The 22,906-nt window shown below is 72.9% G+C and carries 27 protein-coding genes; 5 read left to right on the forward strand and 22 right to left on the reverse strand.

Annotated features, from left to right (window positions below; translation table 11 throughout):
* Positions 1 to 67 precede the first annotated feature (67 nt).
* The 10 genes from J2N69_RS08680 to hisI all read right to left on the reverse strand — a co-directional run bounded on the left by J2N69_RS08680 (position 68) and on the right by hisI (position 7,759).
* Positions 68 to 847, reverse strand: coding sequence for a DsbA family protein (locus tag J2N69_RS08680; protein WP_230900218.1), 780 nt, complete (start codon positions 845 to 847; stop codon positions 68 to 70).
* A 62-nt stretch (positions 848 to 909) separates the two neighbouring features.
* Positions 910 to 1,725, reverse strand: coding sequence for a tryptophan synthase subunit alpha (gene trpA, locus J2N69_RS08685; protein ID WP_230900219.1), 816 nt, complete (start codon positions 1,723 to 1,725; stop codon positions 910 to 912).
* On the reverse strand, positions 1,722 to 3,008 hold the full coding sequence (gene trpB / locus J2N69_RS08690) for a tryptophan synthase subunit beta (protein WP_230900220.1): 1,287 nt from the start codon (positions 3,006 to 3,008) through the stop codon (positions 1,722 to 1,724). The genes trpA and trpB overlap by 4 nt, the downstream gene beginning before the upstream one ends.
* A gap of 132 nt (positions 3,009 to 3,140) precedes the next feature.
* Positions 3,141 to 3,305: a tryptophan biosynthesis modulator TrpM gene (gene trpM / locus J2N69_RS36635; protein WP_408056689.1), complete on the reverse strand. Its 165-nt coding sequence runs from the start codon at positions 3,303 to 3,305 to the stop codon at positions 3,141 to 3,143.
* A 9-nt stretch (positions 3,306 to 3,314) separates the two neighbouring features.
* A complete protein-coding gene (trpC, locus tag J2N69_RS08695) occupies positions 3,315 to 4,124 on the reverse strand; it encodes an indole-3-glycerol phosphate synthase TrpC (RefSeq protein ID WP_230900221.1) in 810 nt (269 codons plus the stop codon).
* 142 nt (positions 4,125 to 4,266) lie between these two features.
* Positions 4,267 to 4,710: a DUF2752 domain-containing protein gene (locus tag J2N69_RS08700; RefSeq protein WP_408056690.1), complete on the reverse strand. Its 444-nt coding sequence runs from the start codon at positions 4,708 to 4,710 to the stop codon at positions 4,267 to 4,269.
* A gap of 101 nt (positions 4,711 to 4,811) precedes the next feature.
* Positions 4,812 to 5,039: an HGxxPAAW family protein gene (locus J2N69_RS08705; protein ID WP_230900222.1), complete on the reverse strand. Its 228-nt coding sequence runs from the start codon at positions 5,037 to 5,039 to the stop codon at positions 4,812 to 4,814.
* 107 nt (positions 5,040 to 5,146) lie between these two features.
* Positions 5,147 to 5,839, reverse strand: coding sequence for a TIGR02234 family membrane protein (locus J2N69_RS08710; protein WP_230900223.1), 693 nt, complete (start codon positions 5,837 to 5,839; stop codon positions 5,147 to 5,149).
* Between the two features lie 7 nt (positions 5,840 to 5,846).
* Positions 5,847 to 7,361 carry an anthranilate synthase component I gene (locus J2N69_RS08715; RefSeq protein ID WP_230900224.1) on the reverse strand — a complete coding sequence of 505 codons (1,515 nt, stop codon included), beginning with the start codon at positions 7,359 to 7,361 and terminating at the stop codon, positions 5,847 to 5,849.
* Between the two features lie 11 nt (positions 7,362 to 7,372).
* Complete coding sequence (gene hisI / locus J2N69_RS08720) at positions 7,373 to 7,759, reverse strand: phosphoribosyl-AMP cyclohydrolase (protein ID WP_127911668.1); 387 nt, start codon at positions 7,757 to 7,759, stop codon at positions 7,373 to 7,375.
* Between the two features lie 82 nt (positions 7,760 to 7,841).
* Here hisI and J2N69_RS08725 point away from each other — a divergent pair, with 82 nt between their 5' ends.
* Positions 7,842 to 8,477, forward strand: a complete 636-nt coding sequence (locus J2N69_RS08725; protein WP_127911669.1) for a TIGR03085 family metal-binding protein — start codon at positions 7,842 to 7,844, stop codon at positions 8,475 to 8,477.
* Between the two features lie 19 nt (positions 8,478 to 8,496).
* Here J2N69_RS08725 and hisF read toward each other — a convergent pair whose 3' ends face one another.
* From hisF to hisD, 8 genes are read right to left on the reverse strand one after another with little or no spacing between them, the layout of a single operon-like run.
* Positions 8,497 to 9,252, reverse strand: coding sequence for an imidazole glycerol phosphate synthase subunit HisF (gene hisF / locus J2N69_RS08730; protein WP_230900225.1), 756 nt, complete (start codon positions 9,250 to 9,252; stop codon positions 8,497 to 8,499).
* A complete protein-coding gene (locus J2N69_RS08735) occupies positions 9,249 to 9,662 on the reverse strand; it encodes a RidA family protein (RefSeq protein WP_230900226.1) in 414 nt (137 codons plus the stop codon). The genes hisF and J2N69_RS08735 overlap by 4 nt, the downstream gene beginning before the upstream one ends.
* Positions 9,659 to 10,387, reverse strand: coding sequence for a bifunctional 1-(5-phosphoribosyl)-5-((5-phosphoribosylamino)methylideneamino)imidazole-4-carboxamide isomerase/phosphoribosylanthranilate isomerase PriA (priA, locus tag J2N69_RS08740; RefSeq protein ID WP_205036957.1), 729 nt, complete (start codon positions 10,385 to 10,387; stop codon positions 9,659 to 9,661). The genes J2N69_RS08735 and priA overlap by 4 nt, the downstream gene beginning before the upstream one ends.
* Positions 10,384 to 11,025 carry an imidazole glycerol phosphate synthase subunit HisH gene (gene hisH, locus J2N69_RS08745; protein WP_230900227.1) on the reverse strand — a complete coding sequence of 214 codons (642 nt, stop codon included), beginning with the start codon at positions 11,023 to 11,025 and terminating at the stop codon, positions 10,384 to 10,386. Before hisH ends, priA begins: the two co-directional genes overlap by 4 nt.
* Before the next feature lie 17 nt (positions 11,026 to 11,042).
* Positions 11,043 to 11,207 carry a hypothetical protein gene (locus J2N69_RS08750; RefSeq protein WP_167515933.1) on the reverse strand — a complete coding sequence of 55 codons (165 nt, stop codon included), beginning with the start codon at positions 11,205 to 11,207 and terminating at the stop codon, positions 11,043 to 11,045.
* A 3-nt stretch (positions 11,208 to 11,210) separates the two neighbouring features.
* The gene (gene hisB, locus J2N69_RS08755) at positions 11,211 to 11,804 is read right to left on the reverse strand and encodes an imidazoleglycerol-phosphate dehydratase HisB (protein ID WP_127911671.1); all 594 of its coding nucleotides are present in this window, start codon (positions 11,802 to 11,804) and stop codon (positions 11,211 to 11,213) included.
* Positions 11,801 to 12,913 carry a histidinol-phosphate transaminase gene (locus J2N69_RS08760; RefSeq protein ID WP_230900228.1) on the reverse strand — a complete coding sequence of 371 codons (1,113 nt, stop codon included), beginning with the start codon at positions 12,911 to 12,913 and terminating at the stop codon, positions 11,801 to 11,803. The genes hisB and J2N69_RS08760 overlap by 4 nt, the downstream gene beginning before the upstream one ends.
* The gene (hisD, locus tag J2N69_RS08765) at positions 12,910 to 14,259 is read right to left on the reverse strand and encodes a histidinol dehydrogenase (RefSeq protein ID WP_230900229.1); all 1,350 of its coding nucleotides are present in this window, start codon (positions 14,257 to 14,259) and stop codon (positions 12,910 to 12,912) included. Before hisD ends, J2N69_RS08760 begins: the two co-directional genes overlap by 4 nt.
* A 223-nt stretch (positions 14,260 to 14,482) precedes the next feature.
* On the opposite strand from hisD, the gene J2N69_RS08770 reads away from it, so the two are divergent.
* The 4 genes from J2N69_RS08770 to ybaK all read left to right on the forward strand — a co-directional run bounded on the left by J2N69_RS08770 (position 14,483) and on the right by ybaK (position 18,475).
* Positions 14,483 to 15,997 carry an oxidoreductase gene (locus J2N69_RS08770; RefSeq protein ID WP_230904642.1) on the forward strand — a complete coding sequence of 505 codons (1,515 nt, stop codon included), beginning with the start codon at positions 14,483 to 14,485 and terminating at the stop codon, positions 15,995 to 15,997.
* 220 nt (positions 15,998 to 16,217) lie between these two features.
* The gene (locus J2N69_RS08775; RefSeq protein WP_230904643.1) at positions 16,218 to 17,189 is read left to right on the forward strand and encodes a hypothetical protein; all 972 of its coding nucleotides are present in this window, start codon (positions 16,218 to 16,220) and stop codon (positions 17,187 to 17,189) included.
* Between the two features lie 2 nt (positions 17,190 to 17,191).
* Positions 17,192 to 17,938, forward strand: coding sequence for an LON peptidase substrate-binding domain-containing protein (locus J2N69_RS08780; RefSeq protein ID WP_127911673.1), 747 nt, complete (start codon positions 17,192 to 17,194; stop codon positions 17,936 to 17,938).
* Between the two features lie 21 nt (positions 17,939 to 17,959).
* Entirely contained in the window at positions 17,960 to 18,475 is a 516-nt protein-coding gene (gene ybaK, locus J2N69_RS08785; RefSeq protein ID WP_230904644.1) for a Cys-tRNA(Pro) deacylase, read from the forward strand.
* Positions 18,476 to 18,624: 149 nt separating this feature from the next.
* Here the strand turns inward: ybaK and J2N69_RS08790 are convergent, their stop codons facing one another.
* The 4 genes from J2N69_RS08790 to J2N69_RS08805 all read right to left on the reverse strand — a co-directional run bounded on the left by J2N69_RS08790 (position 18,625) and on the right by J2N69_RS08805 (position 22,609).
* Complete coding sequence (locus tag J2N69_RS08790; protein ID WP_230900230.1) at positions 18,625 to 19,296, reverse strand: DUF2567 domain-containing protein; 672 nt, start codon at positions 19,294 to 19,296, stop codon at positions 18,625 to 18,627.
* An 87-nt stretch (positions 19,297 to 19,383) separates the two neighbouring features.
* Positions 19,384 to 20,193, reverse strand: a complete 810-nt coding sequence (locus J2N69_RS08795; RefSeq protein ID WP_408056882.1) for an ABC transporter permease — start codon at positions 20,191 to 20,193, stop codon at positions 19,384 to 19,386.
* Between the two features lie 70 nt (positions 20,194 to 20,263).
* Complete coding sequence (locus tag J2N69_RS08800; protein WP_127911675.1) at positions 20,264 to 21,244, reverse strand: ABC transporter ATP-binding protein; 981 nt, start codon at positions 21,242 to 21,244, stop codon at positions 20,264 to 20,266.
* 117 nt (positions 21,245 to 21,361) lie between these two features.
* On the reverse strand, positions 21,362 to 22,609 hold the full coding sequence (locus tag J2N69_RS08805) for an NYN domain-containing protein (RefSeq protein WP_230900231.1): 1,248 nt from the start codon (positions 22,607 to 22,609) through the stop codon (positions 21,362 to 21,364).
* Between the last annotated feature and the right edge of the window lie 297 nt (positions 22,610 to 22,906).

Consider the following 22,906-nt stretch of genomic DNA (forward strand, 5'->3'; position numbering starts at 1 on the left):
GTGCCGGGCGGCGAGGTCGGCAACCAGCCCGGCTACGGGTCCATAACGGGCATGCCCCTTGGGGGCACTAGCTCCGGTGGGCGTCCTCCACCATCTTCCGCAGCTTCTGCGGGGTCAGCGGGTTCCGCTCGTCGCCGAAGACGCTCTTCCCGTCGAGCAGCACGGTCGGCGTGCCCTGGAGCTTCGCGTCCTGGAAGGCCTTGTTCGACTTGGCGACCCAGCTGTCGTGTCTGCCGTCCTCGACGCACTTCTTGAAGGGGTCCGTGACGAGACCGTCCACCTGGCCGGCGAGCTCGATCAGCTTGCCGTTGTCCCCGTACGCGTCCTCGGTCTCCGGGGGCTGGTTCTTGAAGAGCACGTCGTGGTACGCCGGGAACTTGCCGGCGTCCTGGGCGCACGCCGCGGCGTTGGCCGCGCGCAGGGAGCCGCTGCCGCCCATGTTCCCGTCGATGAGGGTGGCCAGGTGGTACTCGACCTTGAGCCGGCCCTTCCCGGCGAGGTCGTTGATCGTCGAGCGGTAGGTGTCCTCGAACTGCTTGCAGGCCGGGCAGCGGAAGTCCTCCCAGATGGTGAGGGTCGCCTTGGCGCTGTCCTTGCCGAGGGGGATCGTCAGCCGGTCCTCGCCGGCGGCCCCCGCGGGGACGGCCACCGGGCCCGAGGTGTCGCTCTTGTCGTCGCCGGAATTGGCGGCGAGCAGCCCCACGACGGCGGCCAGGCCGAGGACGCCGACCACCGCGGCGCCCACGATCAGCGCTCGGCGCCGCTTGTCGCGGGCCTTCTGTCGCTCTCGCTCTTCCGTCAGCCGCTCACGGGCCGATCGCTTTGCCTCACGGTTCTTCTCACTCACACCCCGCCAACGAACCGGGGAGGCACGAGCGTGCCTCCCCGGTCCAGGACCACCCGTACGAGTTACGCCTTGCCGCGGACCCCGTCCGCCAGCTCGGCCGCCAGCGCGCGCACGGCGGCGAGCCCGGCGGTCTCGTCCGCGGCGTCCAGCATCCGCTGCACGAAGGCGGAGCCGACGATCACCCCGTCGGCGAAGCCCGCGACCTCGGCGGCCTGGCGGGCGTTGGAGACGCCGAGGCCCACGCAGACCGGCAGGTCGGTGGTGGCCTTGGTGCGCCGCACCAGATCCTGGGCCTGCTCGCCGACGGACTCGCGGGTACCCGTGACGCCCATCAGCGACGCCGCGTACACGAAGCCGGAGCCCGCCGCCGTGATCGTGGCGAGCCGCTCGTCCTTGCTGCTCGGCGCGACGACGAAGACCGTCGCCAGGTCGTGCTTCTCGGCGTGCTCCCTCCACAGGCCGGACTCCTGGACGGGCAGGTCGGGCAGGATGCACCCGGCGCCGCCCGCCTCGGCCAGCTCGGCGGTGAAGCGCTCCACGCCGTAGCGGTCGATCGGGTTCCAGTACGTCATGACGAGCACCGGCTTGCCGGTCGCCTCGTGGGCCTCGCGGACGGTGCGCATCACGTCGCGGATCTTGAGGCCGCCGCGCAGGGCGATGTCGTCGGCGGTCTGGATGACCGGCCCGTCGAGCACCGGGTCGCTGTGCGGCAGCCCGACCTCGACCACGTCCGCGCCGCCGTCGAAGACGGCCTTGACGGCCGCGATGCCGCCGTCGACGGTGGGGAAGCCGGCGGGCAGGTACGCGATGAGCGCGGCGCGCCCCTCGGCCCGGGCTACCGCCAGGGTGTCGCTCAACAGCCGGATGTTGCCGCTCACTTGGCGTCCCCCTTGATCTCTGCACCGGTGGCGGACGCGTCCGCCTCGACGGTGGCGTCCGTGTCGTACAGGCCGAAGTAGCGTGCGGCCGTGTCCATGTCCTTGTCGCCGCGCCCGGAGAGGTTGACGACGATCAGCCCGTCCTTGCCCAGTTCCCTGCCGACGTCGAGCGCCCCGGCGAGCGCGTGGGCGCTCTCGATGGCCGGGATGATGCCCTCGGTGCGGGACAGCAGGCGCAGCGCCTGCATGGCGGCGTCGTCGGTGACGGCGCGGTACTCGCCGCGGCCGCTGTCCTTGAGGTAGGCGTGCTCGGGGCCGATGCCGGGGTAGTCCAGGCCCGCCGAGATCGAGTAGGGCTCGGTGATCTGGCCCTCCTCGTCCTGGAGGACGTAGGAGCGGGAGCCGTGCAGGATGCCCGGCTCCCCCGCGGTCAGCGTGGCCGCGTGCTCGCCGGTCTCGACGCCGTGCCCGGCGGGTTCGCAGCCGATGAGGCGCACCTCCGCGTCCGGGATGAAGGCGTGGAAGAGGCCGATGGCGTTGGAGCCGCCGCCCACGCAGGCGACGGCGGCGTCGGGCAGCCGTCCGGCGCGCTCCAGGATCTGGCGGCGGGCCTCGACGCCGATGACGCGGTGGAAGTCGCGGACCATGGCGGGGAAGGGGTGCGGTCCGGCGACGGTGCCGAAGAGGTAGTGGGTGCGGTCCACGTTGGCGACCCAGTCGCGGAACGCCTCGTTGATGGCGTCCTTCAGGGTGCGGCTGCCGGACTTCACGGCGATGACCTCGGCGCCGAGCATGCGCATGCGGGCGACGTTCAGCGCCTGGCGCTGGGTGTCGATCTCGCCCATGTAGATGGTGCATTCGAGGCCGAAGAGCGCGCAGGCCGTGGCCGTGGCGACGCCGTGCTGGCCCGCGCCGGTCTCGGCGATGACGCGGGTCTTGCCCATGCGCTTGGTGAGCAGGGCCTGGCCGAGCACGTTGTTGATCTTGTGTGAGCCGGTGTGGTTCAGGTCCTCGCGCTTGAGGAAGACGCGGGCGCCGCCGGCGTGCTCCGCGAAGCGGGGCACCTCGGTGAGGCTGCTGGGGCGGCCCGTGTAGTGGACGAGCAGGTCGTCCAGCTCGGCGGCGAAGGCGGGGTCGCTCTTGGCCTTGTCGTACTCGACGGCGACCTCGTCGACGGCGGCGACCAGGGCCTCCGGGATGAACTTGCCGCCGAAGGCGCCGAAGTAGCCTTCGGTGCTGGGGACTTGGCCCTCGGGGTCGGGGATGAAGTATTCGCTGGGCATGCGGAATCCTCGCTAGGACTGGCGTTGACGTCTGGCACGCGTGCGCCCTGGCGCCGTTGCTGGTCGGGATTGATCGCGACTGCGGCCCGTCGTGGGCTTGTCGCGCAGTTCCCCGCGCCCCTTACGGGGCTTTCAGCTCGCGGCGGCGGCCAAGGCGCCGCCGTGCCATCGCATCCCGGGGATCTGGCCCGGCTCCGAACCGATGTGGTACCGCACCCGCCTGCCCCGCACACGCCGCGCGGGCGCCCGGCAGCCGCGGGGGCGGCAGCCGGGTGCGAGGCGGGCGGAGATGGCCATGGGGTGCGGTCAGCCCCGTCCGTGCCGCAGGGCGGGGTGCGCGCCCGCGGCGACCAGGTCGGAGACCGCGGCCTTGGGGTCGCGGCCGGTCACCAGGGACTCGCCCACGAGGACCGCGTCGGCGCCGGCGTTGGCGTACGCGATCAGGTCGTGCGGGCCGCGGACACCGGACTCGGCGATCTTGACGACGCTGTCCGGCAGCTCGGGGGCGATCCGCTCGAACACGGAGCGGTCGACCTTGAGGGTCTTCAGGTCGCGGGCGTTGACCCCGACGACCCGGGCGCCCGCGTCGACGGCGCGCTCGGCCTCCTCCTCGTCGTGCACCTCGACGATCGGCGTGAGGCCGATCGACTCGGCGCGCTCGATGAGGGACTCCAGGGCGGCCTGGTCCAGGGCGGCCACGATCAGCAGCGCGAGGTCGGCGCCGTACGCGCGGGCCTCCCACAGCTGGTACGAGGTGACGATGAAGTCCTTGCGCAGCACCGGGACGTCGACCTTGGCGCGGACGGCCTCCAGGTCGGCGAGCGAGCCGCCGAAGCGGCGCTCCTCGGTGAGCACGGAGATGACGGCGGCGCCGCCCGCCTCGTAGTCGGCGGCGAGTCCGGCGGGGTCCGCGATCGCGGCGAGCGCGCCCTTGGAGGGGCTGGAGCGCTTGACCTCACAGATGACCTTGACGCCGTCGCCGCGCAGGGCGGCCGCGCCGTCCTTGGCCGCGGGGGCCTTGGCCGCGCGTTCCTTGAGCTCGTCGAGGCTGACGCGCGCCTGCCGCTCCGCGAGGTCGGCACGGACTCCGTCGATGATCTCGTCGAGCACACTCACGCGAGCGGACCCCTTCCCTGACGGTTGAAGCTGACGTTCAAGCTGGTCACTGCGATGGTATCCGCAGGAGGGCGAAGGCCCCGCATCCGGTTGACGCCCGTCCCACGACCTGGACATGCGTCACCCCCGCCGGCCTGCGCGTTCAGGGATGCAGCCATGACCCGAACGGCAGATTGCGTACGAGGGTGAAGACCGCGATCACGGCGCCGACGGCCCACAGCTGCGCCGGACGCAGCTCGATCCCCGGGGGCCGTCCGCGCGCCACGCGGACCACCCAGACGGCCCACACCACCGCGAAGAGGGCGTACCCGGCGACGGCGAGCGCGTTGGCGCCGAGGGCCGTGGTGAGGTCGCCGTGGACGACGGCGTGGGCGCTGCGCAGCCCGCCGCAGCCGGGGCAGTAGATCCCGGTGAGGCGCAGGAGCGGGCAGGCTGGGTAGTGGCCGGGTTCGTTGGGGTCGACGGCGCCGACGTACGCGAAGGCACCGGCGACGGCGGCGAGCACACCGGCCGGCACGAGCAGGCGGGCCGGGAGCGGGGGCGCGTCCTTGCGGGTGGTCCCGGCGCTCGAAGGTTCGGCTCTCACGCGTGCATTGTGCCTCGCGCGGGGGCCTGCCGCCCGGTGGCCGGACAGCGCGAGAGGCGGCCCCGGCACCTGCCGGACCGCCTCTCTCCGTACGGGGAAGGTCAGCTCTCGGAGCGCACGACCCGGCGCTGCTGACTCTTGTCCTGGCCGAGGCCCATGGCGCGCATGACGGCGCCGACGAGACCGCCGACCACGATGAGGGCCATGCCCGCCCAGAACCCGGGCACGTTGGCCATCACCATGAAGGCACCCGCGACGCAGAAACCGATGAAGGCGATGATGACACCGGTCCAGGCGGCCGGGGTGTGTCCGTGGCTGCTGCCCGCCATGACTTGCTCCTCGTTGCTGTATGCGTGGTGGTGGGGCGAGAGACCCACCGCGAGTCGGACGCTCGCTGTCATTGTCCCGTACCGGCGCGTATGCCCTGAGCGCGGGGTCACGCTTCGCGCGTCGGGTCCTCGCCGCGGTCCAGGGCCTTCCACAGTTCCTCGGGCCGCTCCGGGTCCGGGGCACGGCGCGCCTTGCGGGGGCTCGGCGAGCCGTCGCGTTCGTAGCGTCCCGACATGGCGGGCCAGGAGCGACCGTACGTGAGGGCGAGCAGGCCCGCGAGCAGGAGGAGGACGCCCGCGGCGGCCGCGGCGTAGGGCCAGCCGGTGTGGCTGAGGCCGCCGATGGTGGCGGCGGCGTCGCCGGACGCGGTGGCGGCCTTCTCGTCGAGGGCGGCGCCGTCACCCGCGCCGAGCAGCGCGGCGACCACGGTGCCCGCGCCGCTCAGCGTGAGCAGCAGGGAGACCAGGAGGCGTCCGGTGCGGCGGACGGCGAAGATCGCGACGAGGGCGGCGAGGCCCACTATCGCGAGGGCCGCGGGTACGCCCGTGACGTCGCCGCCGCTGGCGGTCAGGGGCAGGTCGCCGCCGGCCACCGACGCGGTGCCGCGGGCCCAGGTCTGCCGGGAGGCGAGCAGCGCGAGGGCCGCGCCCACGGCGCCGAGCAGCAGCGCGGCGGCGATGCTGCGCCTGCTGCCGCGCTGTTCCTTGGTCTCGACAGGCCCGGTGGGCTCTGCCGGTTCTGCGGGCTCTGCGGGCTCGGGCTGGGTGTCGGTCCGGGGCGGTGGTACTGCGGAAGTCACCTGTCCACTATCCCTCACGTGTCCCGCACGGCTTCCCGGGGGCGTGCATCCGGTTGGCCGTGTGGATGGCGCGCAGCACGGCGGCGGCCTTGTTGCGGCACTCGGTGTCCTCGGCGACGGGGTCGGAGTCGGCGACGACACCGGCTCCGGCCTGCACGTACGCCGTGCCGTCGCGCAGGAGGGCGGTGCGGATGGCGATGGCGGTGTCGGAGTCGCCCGCGAAGTCGAGGTAGCCGACGCAGCCGCCGTACAGGCCGCGCCGGGAGGGCTCCAGTTCGTCGATGATCTGCATGGCGCGGGGTTTGGGGGCGCCGGAGAGGGTGCCCGCGGGGAAGCAGGCGGTGAGCACGTCGAAGGCGGTGCGGCCCTGGGCGACCTGGCCGGTGACCGTCGAGACGATGTGCATGACGTGGGAGTACTTCTCGACGGACATGAAGTCCACGACCTCGACGGAGCCCGGCTCACAGACGCGGCCCAGGTCGTTGCGGCCGAGGTCGACGAGCATCAGGTGCTCGGCGCGCTCCTTGGGGTCGGCGAGCAGCTCCTCGGCGAGCGCTTGGTCCTCCCGCGGGGTGGCGCCGCGGTGGCGGGTGCCGGCGATGGGGTGGACCATGGCGTGCCCGTCCTCGACCTTGACGAGGGCTTCGGGGCTGGAGCCGACGACGTCGAAGCCGTCGAGGCGCAGGAGGTACATGTACGGCGAGGGGTTGGTGGCCCGCAGCACGCGGTACACGTCCAGCGCGCTCGCCTCGCACGGGGTCTCGAAGCGCTGCGAGGGCACGACCTGGAAGGCCTCGCCGGCCCGGATGCGCTCCTTGATGTCCTCGACGGCCTCCTGGTACTGCTCGCCGCCCCACAGCGCGGTGTACTCGGGCAGCTCGGAGGGGGGCAGGGCGGCCGGGGGCTGGGCGACGGGGCGCGAGAGGTCTGCCTCCATGGCGTCGAGCCGGGCGACGGCGTCGGCGTACGCCTCGTCGACGCCGGTGTCGAGGTCGTTGTGGTTGATGGCGTTGGCGATCAGCAGGACCGAGCCGTCCCAGTGGTCCAGGACGGCGAGGTCGCTGGTGAGCAGCATGGTCAGCTCGGGGAGCCTCAGGTCGTCCCGCTCGCCGGGGCCGATCTTCTCCAGGCGGCGCACGATGTCGTAGCCGAGGTAGCCGACCATGCCGCCGGTGAAGGGCGGCAGCTGTCCTGCCAGGTCGCGCGGGGTGTGCAGGAGGTCGACGGTGGCGCGCAGCGCGGCGAGGGGGTCGCCGGAGGTGGGGGCGCCGACGGGCGGGGTGCCCAGCCAGTGGGCCTCGCCGTCCTGGACGGTGAGGGTGGCGGCGCTGCGGACGCCGACGAAGGAGTACCGGGACCAGCTGCGGCCGTTCTCGGCGGACTCCAGGAGGAAGGTGCCGGGACGTTCGGCGGCGAGCTTGCGGTAGAGGCCGACGGGGGTGTCGCCGTCCGCGAGGAGCTTGCGGCTGACGGGGATCACGCGGCGGTCGGTCGCGAGCTTGCGGAAGGTCTCCAGGTCCATGGCAGCAGACCCTACTGACCGGGAGCCGGTACGCCGCTCAAGGGCAGCACGTCGGAGTCGAAGCAGGTGCGGGTGCCGGTGTGGCAGGCCGCGCCGACCTGGTCGACCTGGACGAGGACGGTGTCCGCGTCGCAGTCGAGGGCCACCTCCTTGACGTGCTGGACGTGTCCGGAGGTGTCGCCCTTGACCCAGTACTCCTGGCGGCTGCGGGACCAGTAGGTGCAGCGCCCGGTGGTGAGGGTGCGGTGCAGCGCCTCGTCGTCCATCCAGCCGAGCATGAGCACCTCGCCGGTGTCGTACTGCTGGGCGATGGCGGGGAGGAGGCCGTCGGGGCTGCGCTTGAGGCGCGCGGCGATCTCCGGGTCGAGGCCGCTGCTGGGCGGGGGCACGCTGGTCATGCGCCCATTGTGCCGCGCCGGCGCGGTGGTCCCGGCGGTGGTCCACTGTCCGGACCGGCCGACGGGTCGTAGGCTGGCTGGCATGTCGACCCATGCGAAGCGTGAACGACTTCTTCTCGCCGACCTGTTGGAGGCGCAGGGCCCCGAGGCCCCCACCCTCTGCGAGGGCTGGCGGACCCGGGACCTCGCGGCCCACCTGGTGGTGCGCGAGCGCCGCGCGGACGCGGCGGGCGGGCTCCTGATCAAGCAGCTGGCGGGGCGCCTGGAGCGGGTGCAGGCCGAGTTCGCCGCGAAGCCCTACGAAGAGCTGATCCAGCTGATCAGGACGGGCCCGCCGCGCTTCTCGCCCTTCTCGCTCAAGCAGATCGACGAGGCGTCGAACACCGTCGAGTTCTACATCCACGCCGAGGACGTACGCCGGGCCCAGCCCGACTGGACGCCGCGCGCCCTGGACCCGGTCTTCTCGGACGCCCTGTGGTCCAGCCTGGAACGCTCGGCCCGTCTGGTGGGCCGCAAGTCCCCGGTGGGCCTGGTCCTGCGCCGCCCGGACGGCCGGACGGCGGTGGCCCACAAGGGCACGCCGGTGGTGACGGCGACGGGCGAGCCGTCCGAGCTGCTGCTGTTCGCGTACGGCAGGCAGGAGGCGGCCGACGTCTCCCTGGAGGGCGACAAGGACGCGATCGCCGCCCTCCACGAGACGAAGCAGCTGGGGCTCTGAGGGAGCCCTCGCCACCCGTTTACCTCACCGGATGACCGGCCTCCCGCAACGTCCCCTTCACCTCGCCGATCCGCAGATCACCGAAGTGGAAGACCGACGCGGCGAGCACCGCGTCCGCGCCCGCCGCGATGGCGGGCGGGAAGTGCTCCAGGCGGCCCGCGCCCCCGGAGGCGATCACCGGGACCGTGACGTGCTTGCGGACGGCTTCGATCATCTCGATGTCGTAGCCGTCCTTCGTGCCGTCGGCGTCCATCGAGTTGAGCAGGATCTCGCCCGCGCCCAGCTCCGCCGCCTCGTGCGCCCATTCGACGGCGTCGATGCCGGCGGACGTGCGGCCGCCGTGGGTCGTCACCTCGAAGGAGCCGGAGGGGGTGCGGCGCGCGTCCACGGAGAGGACGAGGACCTGGCGGCCGAAGCGCTCGACGATCTCGCGGATCAGGTCGGGGCGGGCGATCGCCGCCGTGTTGACGCCGACCTTGTCCGCGCCCGCGCGCAGCAGCTTGTCGACGTCCTCGGCGGTGCGGACGCCGCCGCCGACCGTGAGCGGGATGAAGACCTGCTCGGCGGTGCGGCGGACCACGTCGTACGTCGTCTCGCGGTTGCCCGAGGACGCGGTGATGTCCAGGAAGGTCAGCTCGTCGGCGCCCTCGGCGTCGTACACCTTGGCCATCTCGACGGGGTCGCCCGCGTCGCGCAGGTTCTGGAAGTTGACGCCCTTGACGACGCGGCCGTTGTCCACGTCGAGGCAGGGGATCACGCGTACGGAGAGGGTCATGCCGTGCCTCCCTGGGCGGCGCGCGGACCGTACGCCTCCACCTCGACCTCGACGACCAGGCTGGGGTCGATGAAGCCGGAGACGATCAGCATGGAGGCGGCCGGGCGGACGTCGTCGAAGAGTTCCTTGTGGGCGCGGCCCACGTCGTCCACGTCACGCGCGTGCGTGAGGTACATGCGGGTGCGCACGACGTGCTCGCGGCCGAGGCCGAGCTTCTTGAGCGCGTCGAAGGCGACCTGGAAGGCGTTGACGGTCTGGTCGTACGGGGTGCCCGCCTCGATGGCGCCGTTCACCACGGAGGTGCAGCCGGAGACCAGGACGAGGCCGTTGGGCAGCTCGACGGCGCGGGAGTAGCCGATGGCCTCCTCCCAGGGGCCGCCCGTGTTCACCCGGCGCACGGCGTCGCTCATGACGAGGCCACCGCGGCGAGCGCCTCTTCGAGGGTGAACGCCTTGGCGTACAGCGCCTTGCCGACGATCGCGCCCTCGACGCCGAGCGGGACCAGCTCGGAGATGGCGCGCAGGTCGTCCAGCGAGGAGACGCCGCCGGAGGCGACCACGGGGCGGTCCGTCGCCGCGCAGACGTTGCGCAGCAGCTCCAGGTTGGGGCCCTGGAGCGTGCCGTCCTTGGCGATGTCGGTGACCACGTAGCGCGCGCAGCCCTCGGCGTTCAGGCGCTCCAGGGTCTCGTAGAGGTCGCCGCCGTCGCGGGTCCAGCCGCGGCCGCGCAGCGTCGTGCCGCGTACGTCGAGGCCGACCGCGATCTTGTCGCCGTGCTCGGCGATGACCTTGGCGACCCACTCGGGGGTCTCCAGGGCGGCGGTGCCGAGGTTGACGCGGGTGCAGCCGGTGGCGAGCGCGGCGGCCAGCGAGGCGTCGTCGCGGATGCCGCCGGACAGCTCGACCTTGATGTCCATGGCTCCCGCGACCTCGGAGATCAGCTCGCGGTTGTCACCGGTGCCGAACGCCGCGTCCAGGTCGACCAGGTGCAGCCACTCGGCGCCCGACCGCTGCCAGGCGAGGGCGGCCTCCAGCGGGGAGCCGTAGGAGGTCTCCGAGCCGGACTCGCCGTGGACGAGGCGTACGGCCTGGCCGTCGCGGACGTCGACGGCGGGAAGGAGTTCGAGGGTGCTCACAGGGTTCCGATCCAGTTGGTGAGGAGCTGGGCGCCGGCGTCGCCGGACTTCTCGGGGTGGAACTGGGTGGCGCTCAGCGCGCCGTTCTCGACGGCCGCCACGAAGGGCTCGCCGTGCGTGGACCAGGTGACGTGCGGGGCACGCATCGCCGGGTTCGCGACTTCGAGGGACCAGTGGTGCACGGCGTAGGAGTGCACGAAGTAGAAGCGGGCGTCGTCGTCCAGGCCCTGGAAGAGCGTGGACCCGGCGGGGGCCTGGACGGTGTTCCAGCCCATGTGCGGGACGATCTCGGCCTTCAGCGGCTCGACCGTGCCGGGCCACTCGTCCAGGCCCTCGGTCTCGACGCCGTGTTCGATGCCGCGGGCGAAGAGGATCTGCATGCCGACGCAGATGCCCATCACGGGACGACCGCCGGCCAGGCGGCGGCCGACGATCCAGTGGCCGCGCGCTTCCTCAAGGCCCTTCATGCAGGCGGCGAACGCGCCGACGCCCGGCACGAGCAGGCCGTCGGCGTTCATGGCCGTGTCGTAGTCGCGCGTTATCTCCACGTCGGCGCCCGCGCGGGCGAGGGCGCGCTCGGCGGAGCGGACGTTGCCGAAGCCGTAGTCGAAGACGACGACCTTCTTGGGAGTGCTCATCTGGCGTTCCCCTCCCGTCAGTTCCAGTAGTCGAGCCGCAGGATGCCCGCGGCCAGGCACATCGCGGCGCCGATGGACACCAGCGTGATCAGGCTCTTGGGCATCCCCTGCTTGACGAAGGAGATGACGCCGCCGAGCAGGAAGAGGCCGACGACGATGAGGATGGTGGTGAGACCGGTCATCGGTTACAGCGCGCCCTTCGTGGACGGGAGGATGCCGGCCGCGCGCGGGTCGCGCTCGGACGCGTACCGCAGGGCGCGGGCGAGGGCCTTGAACTGGCACTCCACGATGTGGTGGGCGTTGCGCCCGTACGGCACGTGGACGTGCAGGGCGATCTGCGCCTGCGCGACGAAGGACTCCAGGATGTGCCGGGTCATCGTCGTGTCGTACTCGCCGATCATCGGCGCCATCTTCTCGGGCTCGGTGTGCACGAGGTAGGGGCGGCCGGAGAGGTCGACGGTGACCTGGGCCAGCGACTCGTCGAGCGGGACCGTGCAGTTGCCGAAGCGGTAGATGCCCACCTTGTCGCCGAGGGCCTGCTTGAAGGCGGCGCCGAGCGCGAGCGCGGTGTCCTCGATGGTGTGGTGGGAGTCGATGTGCAGGTCGCCCTCGGTCTTGACCGTGAGGTCGAACAGGCCGTGGCGGCCGAGCTGGTCGAGCATGTGGTCGTAGAAGCCGACGCCGGTCGACACGTCGACCTTGCCGGTGCCGTCGAGGTCGATCTCGACGACGACCGAGGTCTCCTTGGTGGTCCGCTCGACCCGTCCTACGCGGTTCATGCGTGTCGCTCCTTCTTCAGTTCGCGCACCGCATCGAGGAACGCGTCGTTTTCGTCGGGGGTTCCCGCGGTGACCCGCAGCCATCCCGGTACGCCGTTGTCCCGGACCAGGACGCCCCGGTCGAGAATCCTGGTCCACACCTCATGCGCGTCGGCAAAGCGCCCGAACTGCACGAAGTTCGCGTCGGAGTCCGTCACCTCGTAGCCCAGCGCGCGCAGCTCGGTGACGAGGCGGTCGCGCTCGGCCTTGAGCTGGTCCACGTACTTCAGGAGCGTGTCGGTGTGCTCCAGGGCGGCGAGGGCGGTGGCCTGCGTGACGGCCGACAGGTGGTACGGCAGGCGCACCAGCTGTACGGCGTCGACGACCGCCGGGTGGGCGGCAAGGTAGCCGAGGCGCAGCCCGGCGGCGCCGAAGGCCTTCGACATGGTCCGGGAGATGACGAGGTTCGGGCGCCCCTCGATCAGCGGGAGCAGCGAGTCGCCGTGGCTGAACTCGACGTACGCCTCGTCGACCACCACGATGGACGGCTTCGCGGCCTGCGCCGCTTCGTACAGCGCGAGGACGGTCTCGGCGGGGACGGCGTTGCCCGTGGGGTTGTTGGGGGTGGTGATGAAGACGACGTCCGGCTGGTGCTCGGCGATGGCCTTGGCCGCCGCCTCCATGTCGACCGTGAAGTCGTCGTGGCGCGGCCCGGAGATCCAGGCCGTGCCGGTGCCGCGCGCGATCAGGCCGTGCATCGAGTACGAGGGCTCGAAGCCGATGGCCGTCCTGCCGGGGCCGCCGAAGGTCTGCAGGAGCTGCTGGATGACCTCGTTGGAGCCGTTGGCCGCCCAGACGTGGGCGAGGGACAGCGCGTGGCCCGTGGTGCGGGTGAGGTAGCGCGCCAATTCGGTGCGCAGCTCCACCGCGTCCCGGTCGGGGTAGCGGTTGAGGCCGCGGGCGGCCTCGCGGACCCGCTCGGCGATGCGCTCGACGAGCGGCTCGGGGAGCGGGTAGGGGTTTTCGTTGGTGTTCAGGCGGACGGGTACGTCGAGCTGGGGCGCGCCGTAGGGAGACTTGCCGCGCAGCTCGTCGCGGACGGGGAGATCGTCGATGCGGACGTCGCTCACTGGCCCGGCACCTTCCACCCGCTGTGCCAGTCTTGTTCGCCTTCGGGAAAACGCGCCTTCACGGCCGCCCCGTGCGCCGGCAGGTCCTCGGCCTCGGCGAGCGTCACCACGTGGTGGGCGACGTCGGCGAGCGCCTCGCGGGTGTAGTCGACGATGTGGATGCCGCGCAGGAACGACTGGACGGACAGGCCCGAGGAGTGGCAGGCGCAGCCGCCGGTCGGCAGGACGTGGTTGGAGCCCGCGCAGTAGTCGCCGAGGGAGACGGGAGCCCAGGGGCCGACGAAGATCGCGCCCGCGTTCTTGACGCGCTCGGCGACGGCGGCGGCGTCGGCGGTCTGGATCTCCAGGTGCTCGGCGCCGTACGCGTCGACGACCCGCAGGCCTTCCTCCAGACCGTCGACCAGGACGATCGCGGACTGGCGGCCCTTCAGCGCCGGGAGGATGCGGTCCTCGACGTGCTTGGTCGCGGCGACCTGCGGCTGAAGCTCCTTCGCGACCGCGTCGGCGAGCGCCACGGAGTCGGTGACGAGCACGGCGGCCGCGAGCGGGTCGTGCTCGGCCTGGCTGATCAGGTCGGACGCGACGTGCGCCGGGTCGGCGGTGTCGTCGGCGAGGACGGCGATCTCGGTCGGGCCCGCCTCGGTGTCGATGCCGATGCGGCCGGTGAAATAGCGCTTGGCGGCGGCGACCCAGATGTTGCCGGGGCCGGTCACCATGTTGGCGGGGGCGCAGGTCTCGGTGCCGTACGCGAACATCGCGACGGCCTGGGCGCCGCCGACCGCGTACACCTCGTCGATGCCGAGGAGCGCGCAGGCGGCGAGGATCGTCGGGTGCGGCAGTCCGCCGAAGTCGGCCTGCGGCGGGGACGCCAGCGCCATCGACCCGACGCCCGCCTCCTGCGCCGGAACGGCGTTCATGATCACTGAGGAGGGGTAGACGGAGCGGCCGCCGGGGGCGTAGAGCCCGACGCGCTCGACCGGCACCCACTTCTCGGTCACCTTGCCGCCGGGGACGACCTGCACGGTGTGCGGGGCGCGGCGCTGGGCGGAGTGGACGAGGCGGGCGCGGCGGATCGACTCCTCCAGGGCCTCGCGCACGAGGGGGTCGAGACCGGCCAGTGCCTCCTTGAGGGCGGCGGCGGGCACCCGGACCTGGTCGAGGCGTACTCCGTCGAACTTCTCGGCGTACTCGATCAGCGCCGCGTCGCCACGATGATGCACGTCCTCGCAGATGGGCCGCACCTTCTCCAGGGCGGCCGCGACGTCGAAGTCGGCACGGGGCAGCAGGGCGCGCAGGGCGGGGCCCTCGGGGAGGGCGTCGCCGCGCAGATCGATTCGAGAGATCACATGGCCAATTCTCTCAGACCTTCTTTCGACCTCGGTCCGCCGTATCACTGGCTGATATGGATCTCGCACGACCTCCTTCACCCCACGCGTTCAGCCGGTCACACAGCGGGCATGAAACGGGTGTACGACGCACGGGTGCGGGCGGAGGGAGGTGGCAGGGGCAGTGGTCGACGACGAGGGCACCGCGGAGCCGCCGGACGGACTGACCGCCGCGGAGATCGGCATGTGGCAGGCGTTCCGCAACGGCAGCCTGTACGACCTCAGGTCGGGGGACGCCGCGGCGGACGATCCGCACGGCGGGCACCCCTGGGGTCCCGAGCGCAGCGTGCGGGCGCGCATCGTGTGCTGGCTGCTGCTCGACGGGCCGCCCGCGCTGGCGGGCCGGGTCTCCGCGCTGAAGCTGGCGGGCGTGCAGATCACCGACGTGCTCGATCTCGCGGGCGGGACCATCGCCCCGTACACCGAGATGCAGCACTGCCGCTTCGAGAAGGAGGTCCTCCTCCCCGAGTCACGGTTCGCCACGCTGCGCCTGGTCGACTGCTCGGTCCCGCGCATCGAGGCGGCCCGGCTGCACACGGAGGGCGACCTGCACCTGCCGCGCTGCCGGGTCCACAACGGCATCCGCCTCACCGACGCCCAGATCGGCACCGACCTGCTCCTGAACCAGGCGGTGGTCTACCGCGACCGGCGCGGCCGCTCGATCACCGGCGACGGCCTCACCGTGGGGCAGGACCTCCAGGCGGAGATGATGGAGTCGCACGGCGAGTTGAGCCTGCGCGGCGCGAAGGTCGGCGTGTCGCTGAGCCTGCGCGGCAGCAGGCTCATCAACCAGTACGGGCGGTACGCGCTCAACGCCCCGCAGCTGACCGTCGAACGCACGCTGTACCTGACGCCCGCCGCCGTCGGCAACCCGCTGCAGACCAGCGGCATGACGCCGGCGCGCGGCACCCGCGTGCAGCGCTTCGAGTGCGAGGGCGGCATCCGGCTCGACGACGGCCGCTTCGGCGACGCCATCGACTTCGCCGCGGCCCGCTTCGCGCTCCAGAACGACCAGGAGATCTCGCTGCGCCGCGTCCAGACGCCCGAGCTGCGCTTCCTCGGCGAGGCGCCGCGGCGCGGCAAGGTCGTGCTCTCCGGCGCCAAGGTCGTCAACCTCATCGACCGGGCGACCAGCTGGCCGGGCCCCGGCGGCCTCCAGATGGGCGGCTTCACCTACGAGAACCTCGTCCCGCTGGGCAGCTTCACGCTGGACCAGCGGCTGGCCTGGGTGGCGGCCGCGACCGCCGAGTACAACCCCGAGCCGTACGAGAAGCTGGCCGCCGTCCTGCGCAACGGCGGGGAGGACGCCGACGCCCGCGAGGTCCTCCTCGCCAAGCAGCGCAGACGCCGCGAGACGCTGCCGCTGGCGGCGAAGCTGTGGGGGTTCGCACAGGACTGGACGGTCGCGTACGGCTACCGGCCCGGCCGGGCGGCGGTCTGGATGGCCGTGCTGTGGGCGGTCAGCGCCGTGGCGTTCTCGCACGCCGACCATCCGGCGATCAAACCGGGCGAACACCCGAACTGGGACCCGGCGCTCTTCTCCCTCGACCTGCTGCTGCCCGTGATCAACCTCGGCCAGGACGGCTTCTGGCAGCTGCGCGGCGGCTGGCAGTGGTTCTCGACGGCGCTGATCCTGCTCGGCTGGGTCCTGGCGACGACGGTGGCGGCGGGCGCGACCCGGCTGCTGCGGCGCAACTGAGGCGTGTCCCGCACCGCGCCGCCGGGCCGCCGCGCGCCGCAGAAACCCGCCGCCGAACCGTTATCCGGCCGCGGGCAACCTTCCCCGTCCATGGACCGTCCTCCCAGCGCAACCATCAATTCCGCAACCACGACGGTGACCGGCCGCCCTCCGCGCGAGCGGCGCCGGTTGAGGCGTAAAGGAGGGCACGGTGCTGCGTGCCTTCATCCGTACCGCCCGCATGGTCCGGCACACCCCGCGGCTCGCCGCCGGGCTGCCGCCGGACGCGGACGTACTCCTCGACGTGCCCGACGAGCGGCTCGCCCCCGCGCTGGTCGCCGCGGGGCGCGGGGACCACGGCCCGGCCGCCAAACTCCTCGCCACCACCCGCGAGGCCGCCGAGTGGGAGAACCGCGACCGCTACACCACACGGCTCGCCGCCTTCGCCCGCTCCCGCCCCGAATGGTTCGACGCCTGGCTGGACGCCTCCCCGCACGACCCGGACGCCCTGCTCGTCAAGGCCGAGCTGGCGGTCGTCCGCGGCTGGGAGTCACCGGCCCGCGCCGAACTGCTGCGCGAGGTGAGCCCGCTGCTGACCGCCGCCGCCGAGGCCGACCCGCGCGACCCGGTGCCCTGGCGGATAGCCCTCGACCACGCCCGCGGCACCCACGCCACGCACACCGTCTTCGAACAGCTGTGGGAGGAGGCGGTGCGCCGCTCCTCGTACCACTACGGCTGCCACGCCTCCGCCCTCCAGTACCTGTCGGCGGCCTGGTACGGCTCGCACCGCGAGTGCTTCGACTTCGCCGAGCGCGCCGCGTCGGACGCGCTGCCCGGCTCACTGATCCAGGTCCTCCCCGCCCGGGCCGCCTTCGCCTACCTCACCAGTCCCACCGGCAGCGTGCCGCGCGAGCGCCTGGACGCGGCGGCCGACCTCGCCATCGGCCTGTCCCGGGAGTACGCGGCCGGCGACCCCTGGCCCGCCGAGGTCCGCAACCTCCTCGCCTACGTCCTGGTCCGCCTGGAGCGCTGGGACGACGCCCTGGAACAGCTGCGGCTGATCGGCCCGTACGCGACGTCCTTCCCCTGGGACCGGCTGGCGGACGATCCGCTGGGCCAGTTCCTGGAGCTGCGCGACGGCGTACGCATCGAAGTGGCGTCGATGACCCCGCTGCGGCCGCCGCGCGGACGCGAGGGCTCCGGCGAGCATTAGGCTTGCCGGTCGTGACCATCCGGCTTCCGCTCTTCCCGCTCAACTCGGTGCTGTTCCCGGGCCTCGTGCTGCCGCTGAACGTCTTCGAGGAGCGATATCGCGCCATGATGCGCGAGCTGCTCAAGTCCCCCGAGGAGGAGCAGCGCCAGTTCGCCGTCGTCGCCATCCGCGACGGCCTGGAGGTGGCGCCGAGCGCGCCCGGCCTCCCCGACCAGACGGCGCTGCCCGAGCACGGCCCCGCCGCGGGCTTCGGCGACGACCCGCTCAAGGCCTTCCACTCCGTGGGCTGCGTGGCGGACGCGGCGACGATCAGGGAGCGCGCCGACGGCGGCTTCGAGGTCCTCGCCACCGGCACCACGCGGGTGCGCATCCTCTCCGTCGACGCCTCGGGGCCCTTCCTCACCGCCGAGGTGGAGGAGGTGCCGGAGGAGCCGGGCGAGGGGGCGGGCACGCTCGCGGAAGGTGTCCTGCGCGCCTTCAGGGCCTACCAGAAGCGGCTGGCGGGGGCACGGGAACGCTCGCTGGCGACGGGGGCGGAGTTGCCGGACGAGCCGTCCGTGGTGTCGTACCTGGTCGCCGCGGCGGCCGTCCTGGACACCCCGACCAAGCAGCGGCTCCTGGAGGCGCCGGACACCGCGGCGCGGCTGCGGGACGAGCTGACCTTGCTGCGCGCCGAGACCGCGATCATCCGTAACCTGCCCTCGCTGCCCGCGACGGAGCTGACGCGCGGGACGACCAGCCTCAACTGACGCATGCAAAGGCGCGACACCTTGGCGAAGAAGCAGAAGAAGCAGGAGAAGCACGGGAAGCAGGCGGCCGGGACCCCGGCGACGGTGGCGCTGACCGCCGCGGGCGCCGCGTTCACGGTGCACTCCTACGAACACGACCCGGCCCATCCCTCGTACGGCGAGGAGGCCGCCGAGGCGATGGGCGTCTCCCCCGACCGGGTCTTCAAGACGCTGGTCGCGGAGGTCGACGGCGAGCTGACCGTCGCCGTCGTGCCGGTCGCCGGTTCCCTGGACCTGAAGGCGCTGGCCGCCGCCGTCTCCGGCAAGCGGGCGGTGATGGCCGACCCGGCGGCCGCCGAGCGCACCACGGGCTATGTGCGGGGCGGCATCTCCCCGCTCGGCCAGCGCAAGAGGCTGCGCACGGTGCTGGACGCCTCGGCGTCGGCGCACGCCACGATCTGCGTCTCGGCGGGCCGCCGGGGCCTGGAGGTCGAGCTGGCGCCGGGCGACCTGGCGAAACTCACGGAAGCGGTGCTGGCCCCCATCGGCCGCGCCTGACGTTCGCGTGACCGCGCGGACGGCGTGAAAGCTCCCTCGACAGGCGCCCGGGGCGGGACTAGTAACCCAGGGCATGTCGAAGAAGACGCGCAAGCGGAAGTGGCGGGTGCGCAAACGCAAGGCCAACCACGGCAGGCGGCCCGCCTAGCTCAGGGCCCCGTGCCCTCGGGGTGGGCCTCGCCGCGGGGCTCTCCGTAGGGCATGGGGTACGGCTCCGGGTCCCGGGGGCCGAAGAGCCCGGTGAGGCCGAGGTGCACGGCCAGCGCGGCCACCGGCCAGGCGAGGAGGGTGCCCTTGGCCTTCAGGTCGAGGGGCGCGTCGAAGACGACTCCCTTGCCGACCGCCTTGGCGTGCGCGACCACGTCCGTCTCGGGGCCGAGCCAGATCCCGGCCCGCCAGGCCAGCAGCGCGCCCAGCAGGCTGCCGAGGGCGAGCCCCGCGACGAGCGGGACGCCGCCGCTCTTGCGCAGCAGGAAGACGACCACGCCGCTGACGAGACCGAAGCCGAGCGCGAGCAGAGTGAACGTTCCGTCGACACCGATCGCCTGCTCGCCCTCGGTGTCCTTGAGGAACACCGTCCGACCGTCCGAGATGAGCGGCACGCGCGGGGAGAGCCACAGCCACAGCAGCCCGAGCAGGACGCCGCTGACGGCCACCGCGACCATGACCGCCACGGCCTGGAGCACTTCGTTCTTCATGCCGGGCCCGTCCTCCTCGTATCCGTACGGAGACGTCGCTCCCGCCGGGTGCGGGGCTGTGTGCCAGGGGTCGTTCGAGGGCTGGTGGTGCGGCGGTTGGGAGGGTGTCAGCGGTGCGGTCACCCCCACATCGTGCCAGGCCCACCCGTCTCCCGGCCGCCGCCCCTCAACGAAGCGCTGCGCGCTCCCCCTTTTTGCCGGTGCGGCGCGTCACCGGACGGCCGCCCGGCGGTACGCCCAGGTGGCGACGGCGAGCGAGGCCACGCCGACCCCGGCGCAGACCGCCAGATCCAGGACGACGACCGCCCAGTCGGGGTCCGGGTCGAACGTACGGGCGAAAGCCTCCACTCCGTACGTGGAAGGCAGCAGGTCACGCGCGTACTGCAGCACCGTCGGCATCCGTTCGGCCGGGAGCACGCCGAGCAGCAGCGCCGCCGACATGCCCATCTGGCCGAGCAGCGTGGCCAGTTCGGGCCGCGGCGCCAGCAGCCCGAGCGCGGCGCCGAGCCCCGCGAGGGCGGCGCCGGCGAGCGGGATCACCGCGGCGAGCACCCACAGGTGGGTGAGCGGCAGCCCGAAGAGCCCGCACCCGACGATCGCCGTGACGACGGTGCCGGGCACCGTGAACGAGGCGTACGCGGCCGCGGCGCCCAGCACCACGGCGGCGGGCGGCACGGGCAGGGTGGCGTAGTGGTCGAGCCCGCCGTCGGCGCGGAGCTGCCCGAAGTACTGCGCGAGGAGGTTCAGGGCGACGAACGCGACGACGAGCACGGACGACCCCGCGACCACGGCACGCGCCTCGCCGCCGCCGTCGACGACGCCACGCATCAGGATCATGATGCCGACGGACTGGAAGGTCGCCACGAAGAGCAGCGGTATCCGCGCGACCCGGGCGCGCGACAGCTGGGCGCGGTAGACGGCCGAGAGCGCCGGGAAGAGCTGGGCGCGGGGCCCGAGGGGCGCCGGGCCGTCGGCTTCCTGTTCCGCGCGCAGGCTCTCGGCCCGCACGGCGGCTTCCAGAGGAACCGCGCTCACCGCACGTCCTTCCTGCTCAGGTACCTGTTTGTTCGCTCACCGCTCGTACCGGCCGTCACGCCTTGACCAGCCCCCGCCCGCTTCCGCCCAGCGCGAGGTAGACGTCCTCCAGGCTGGGGGTGGCCAGGGTGAAGTCGTCCAGCGCGGCGAAGGCGGCCCCGCCGGTCACCGCGGCCACGGCCGCGCGTGCCTCGTCCGGCGCAAGCCGCAGGGACCAGCGCCGCCCCGACTCGACGGCGGAGGAGCGCAGCGCGGCCACCTCCGGGACGTCCAGGGGCGCCCGCTCCCGCCACACCAACTCCACGCGCACCTCGTCGGCGACCTTCTCCTTGAGTCCGGCCGGGCTGTCGCAGGCGATGACCTTGCCCTGGTCGAGCACGGCCACCCGGTCGAGCACGGTCTCCGCCTCGATGACGTTGTGCGTGACGAGCAGCACGGTCGTGCCGCGCTCGGCCCGGCGCCAGTCGATCGCCGCCCACACGGCGCGGCGGGCGACGGGGTCCATGCCGGTGGTCGGTTCGTCGAGGACCAGCAGCGGCCGCTCCCCCACCAGCGCGGTGGCGAAGCAGGCGAGCCGCCGCTGGCCGCCGGAGAGCTTCTTCAGCGGGCGCGAGGCCAGCGCGGTGAGCCCCAGCTCCTCCAGGACCGCGTCCCGCTCGGCCCGCGCCCGGCGCACGTCGAGGCCGCGCAGCCGCCCGGTCGTCTCGACGGCGAGCGACACGGTCAGCTCGTCGAGCGCGGTGGACTCCTGTCCGAGGTAGGCGAGAATCCGCGCGGCCCGCTCGGGGTGGCGCACGATGTCGTGCCCGAGGATGTCGACCCCGCCGCTGTCGGGCCGCATGAGCCCGGTCAGCTGGCGTACGAGGGTGGACTTGCCGGCGCCGTTGGGGCCGAGCAGGCCGAAGATCTCGCCGCGGCGCACCGTCAGGCAGATGCCGTCGGTGGCGCGGATCTCGGGCGTCGCGGGCCTGCCACGCCTGCCGCGGGCGGCGGGATAGGTCTTGACCAGGTCGCGCACCGCGCAGACGGCCTCGATGCCGTGTTCCTGACGGAGTCCCTGTCGGACTGCCGGTGCCGGGCGCGTACTCACGAAGGACGAGACTACGGGGTCCGCGGGTGCGGATGACGCCCGGGGCGCCCCGTACGCCCCGTATCAGTCACCTGCCCGGTCCCCCGCGGGCGCGTGCTCGGCGGCCGTCCGCACGTCGATCTCCCGCCAGAAACCGGCCCGGATCGCGTACCGGTCGTGCTCGTCGATCTGGTCGTCCTTGTGGGCGAGCAGGCCGAACCGCGCGGCGTAGCGCAGCAGCTCGCCGTCGATGCGGTGCGGGATGCGGGGGTACATCGTCGACAGCTTCTGGAGGTTGTGCTGCTCGGGGAGGCGCGCCATCCAGCGCCGGGCGAACACCTGCCCGACCTCGTACGGGTCGCCGCCGACCGTGGTGATGTCCTCCTCGCGGTCGGCCCACCGCTGCTCGGCCGTCGTCAGCTGGGCGAGGGTGGGCAGCGCGGCGGCCTCGGGGCCCTCGGGGGCGCCGCCGGGCCGCTCGACCCAGCCCTTGTCGGAGGACCAGCGCAGCGTGGCGTTGGTGGGGTGCGGGGCGGCGTGGGTGGCGGGGCCGCGCAGGGCGGCCAGGTCCTTGGGGGTGGGCACGGTCTTGCCGGAGGGGGCGCGGTGCTCGCCGGGCTCGCGGCCGTTGGCCGTGGGCGCGTCGGTGTGCCGGGCGGGCGGGGCGGTCTCCTCCTCGGCGCGCTGGGCCGCGGCGGCGAGCGCGGACTCCGGGAGCGGCGCGGAGAGGATCGCGGCGATCTCGGGGCGCGGGGCGGGCGGCGGGGCGCAGATGCCGGTGAGTTCCTTGGGGCGTACGGCCTTGGTGATCCACGCGCGGTCGAGCACGCGCCGCTCGTCGGCCTCGGCGACCAGGTCCTCGGACTGGTTGTAGTCGCCGTCGGCGGCCTGCACGGCCCACAGGTGGACGGCGACGCCGTGCTCCTTGGCGGCCATCATGCCGGGCAGCAGATCCCCGTCCCCGGTGACCAGCACGATGTCGGAGCAGGCGCGGTTGCGGGCCAGCTCGGTCAGCTCGGCGTGCATGGCGGCGTCCACGCCCTTCTGCGCCCAGCGCCCGTCGCTGCGGGTCAGGGCGCCGAGCCGGACCGTCACGCGGGGCATCACGCGCAGCCGCCGGTGCTCGGGCTGCGGTACGCGGTCGGGGGCGCCGTCGAACCAGTAGATGCGCAGCAGCTGGCGCTCGGTCTCGCACTCCGCGCGCTCGCGCAGGCCGTGGATCAGGGCGGTGTGATCGACGGTGATCCGGGACCTGGACGGTTCGCCCGCGAGGAGACTCGCGGCGGCACCCAGCAGATACCCGGCGTCCACCAGGACGATGCAGCGGTCCACGCGATCCACCCTCTTTCCCTGGAGGTTCTCCCGGCCTTCGGCGGCAGTTCCTGAAAAGTGCCCGGAGGTTCCTGGACGTTCCCTCGAAGGCCCACGGACACACCCTGTTACGGGAACGAATCAGGGGTGCGCGTGCGGGGCCGCGTCGGGTCTGCTTCGAGTCTGCCCGACCTGGCGGAGGTTAACGGGCGGAACTCGATCTTCGGCGTGGCGTATCACCGCTTCCCGCACGGGCAGCCCGTGTTTTCCGCGTCGGCGCCCCTTATCACACACGGTGATTCTCCGAAATGCGCGGCT

The organism is Streptomyces huasconensis (assembly GCF_021028635.1).
In the GTDB taxonomy this organism is placed as follows: Bacteria; Actinomycetota; Actinomycetes; order Streptomycetales; family Streptomycetaceae; genus Streptomyces; species Streptomyces huasconensis.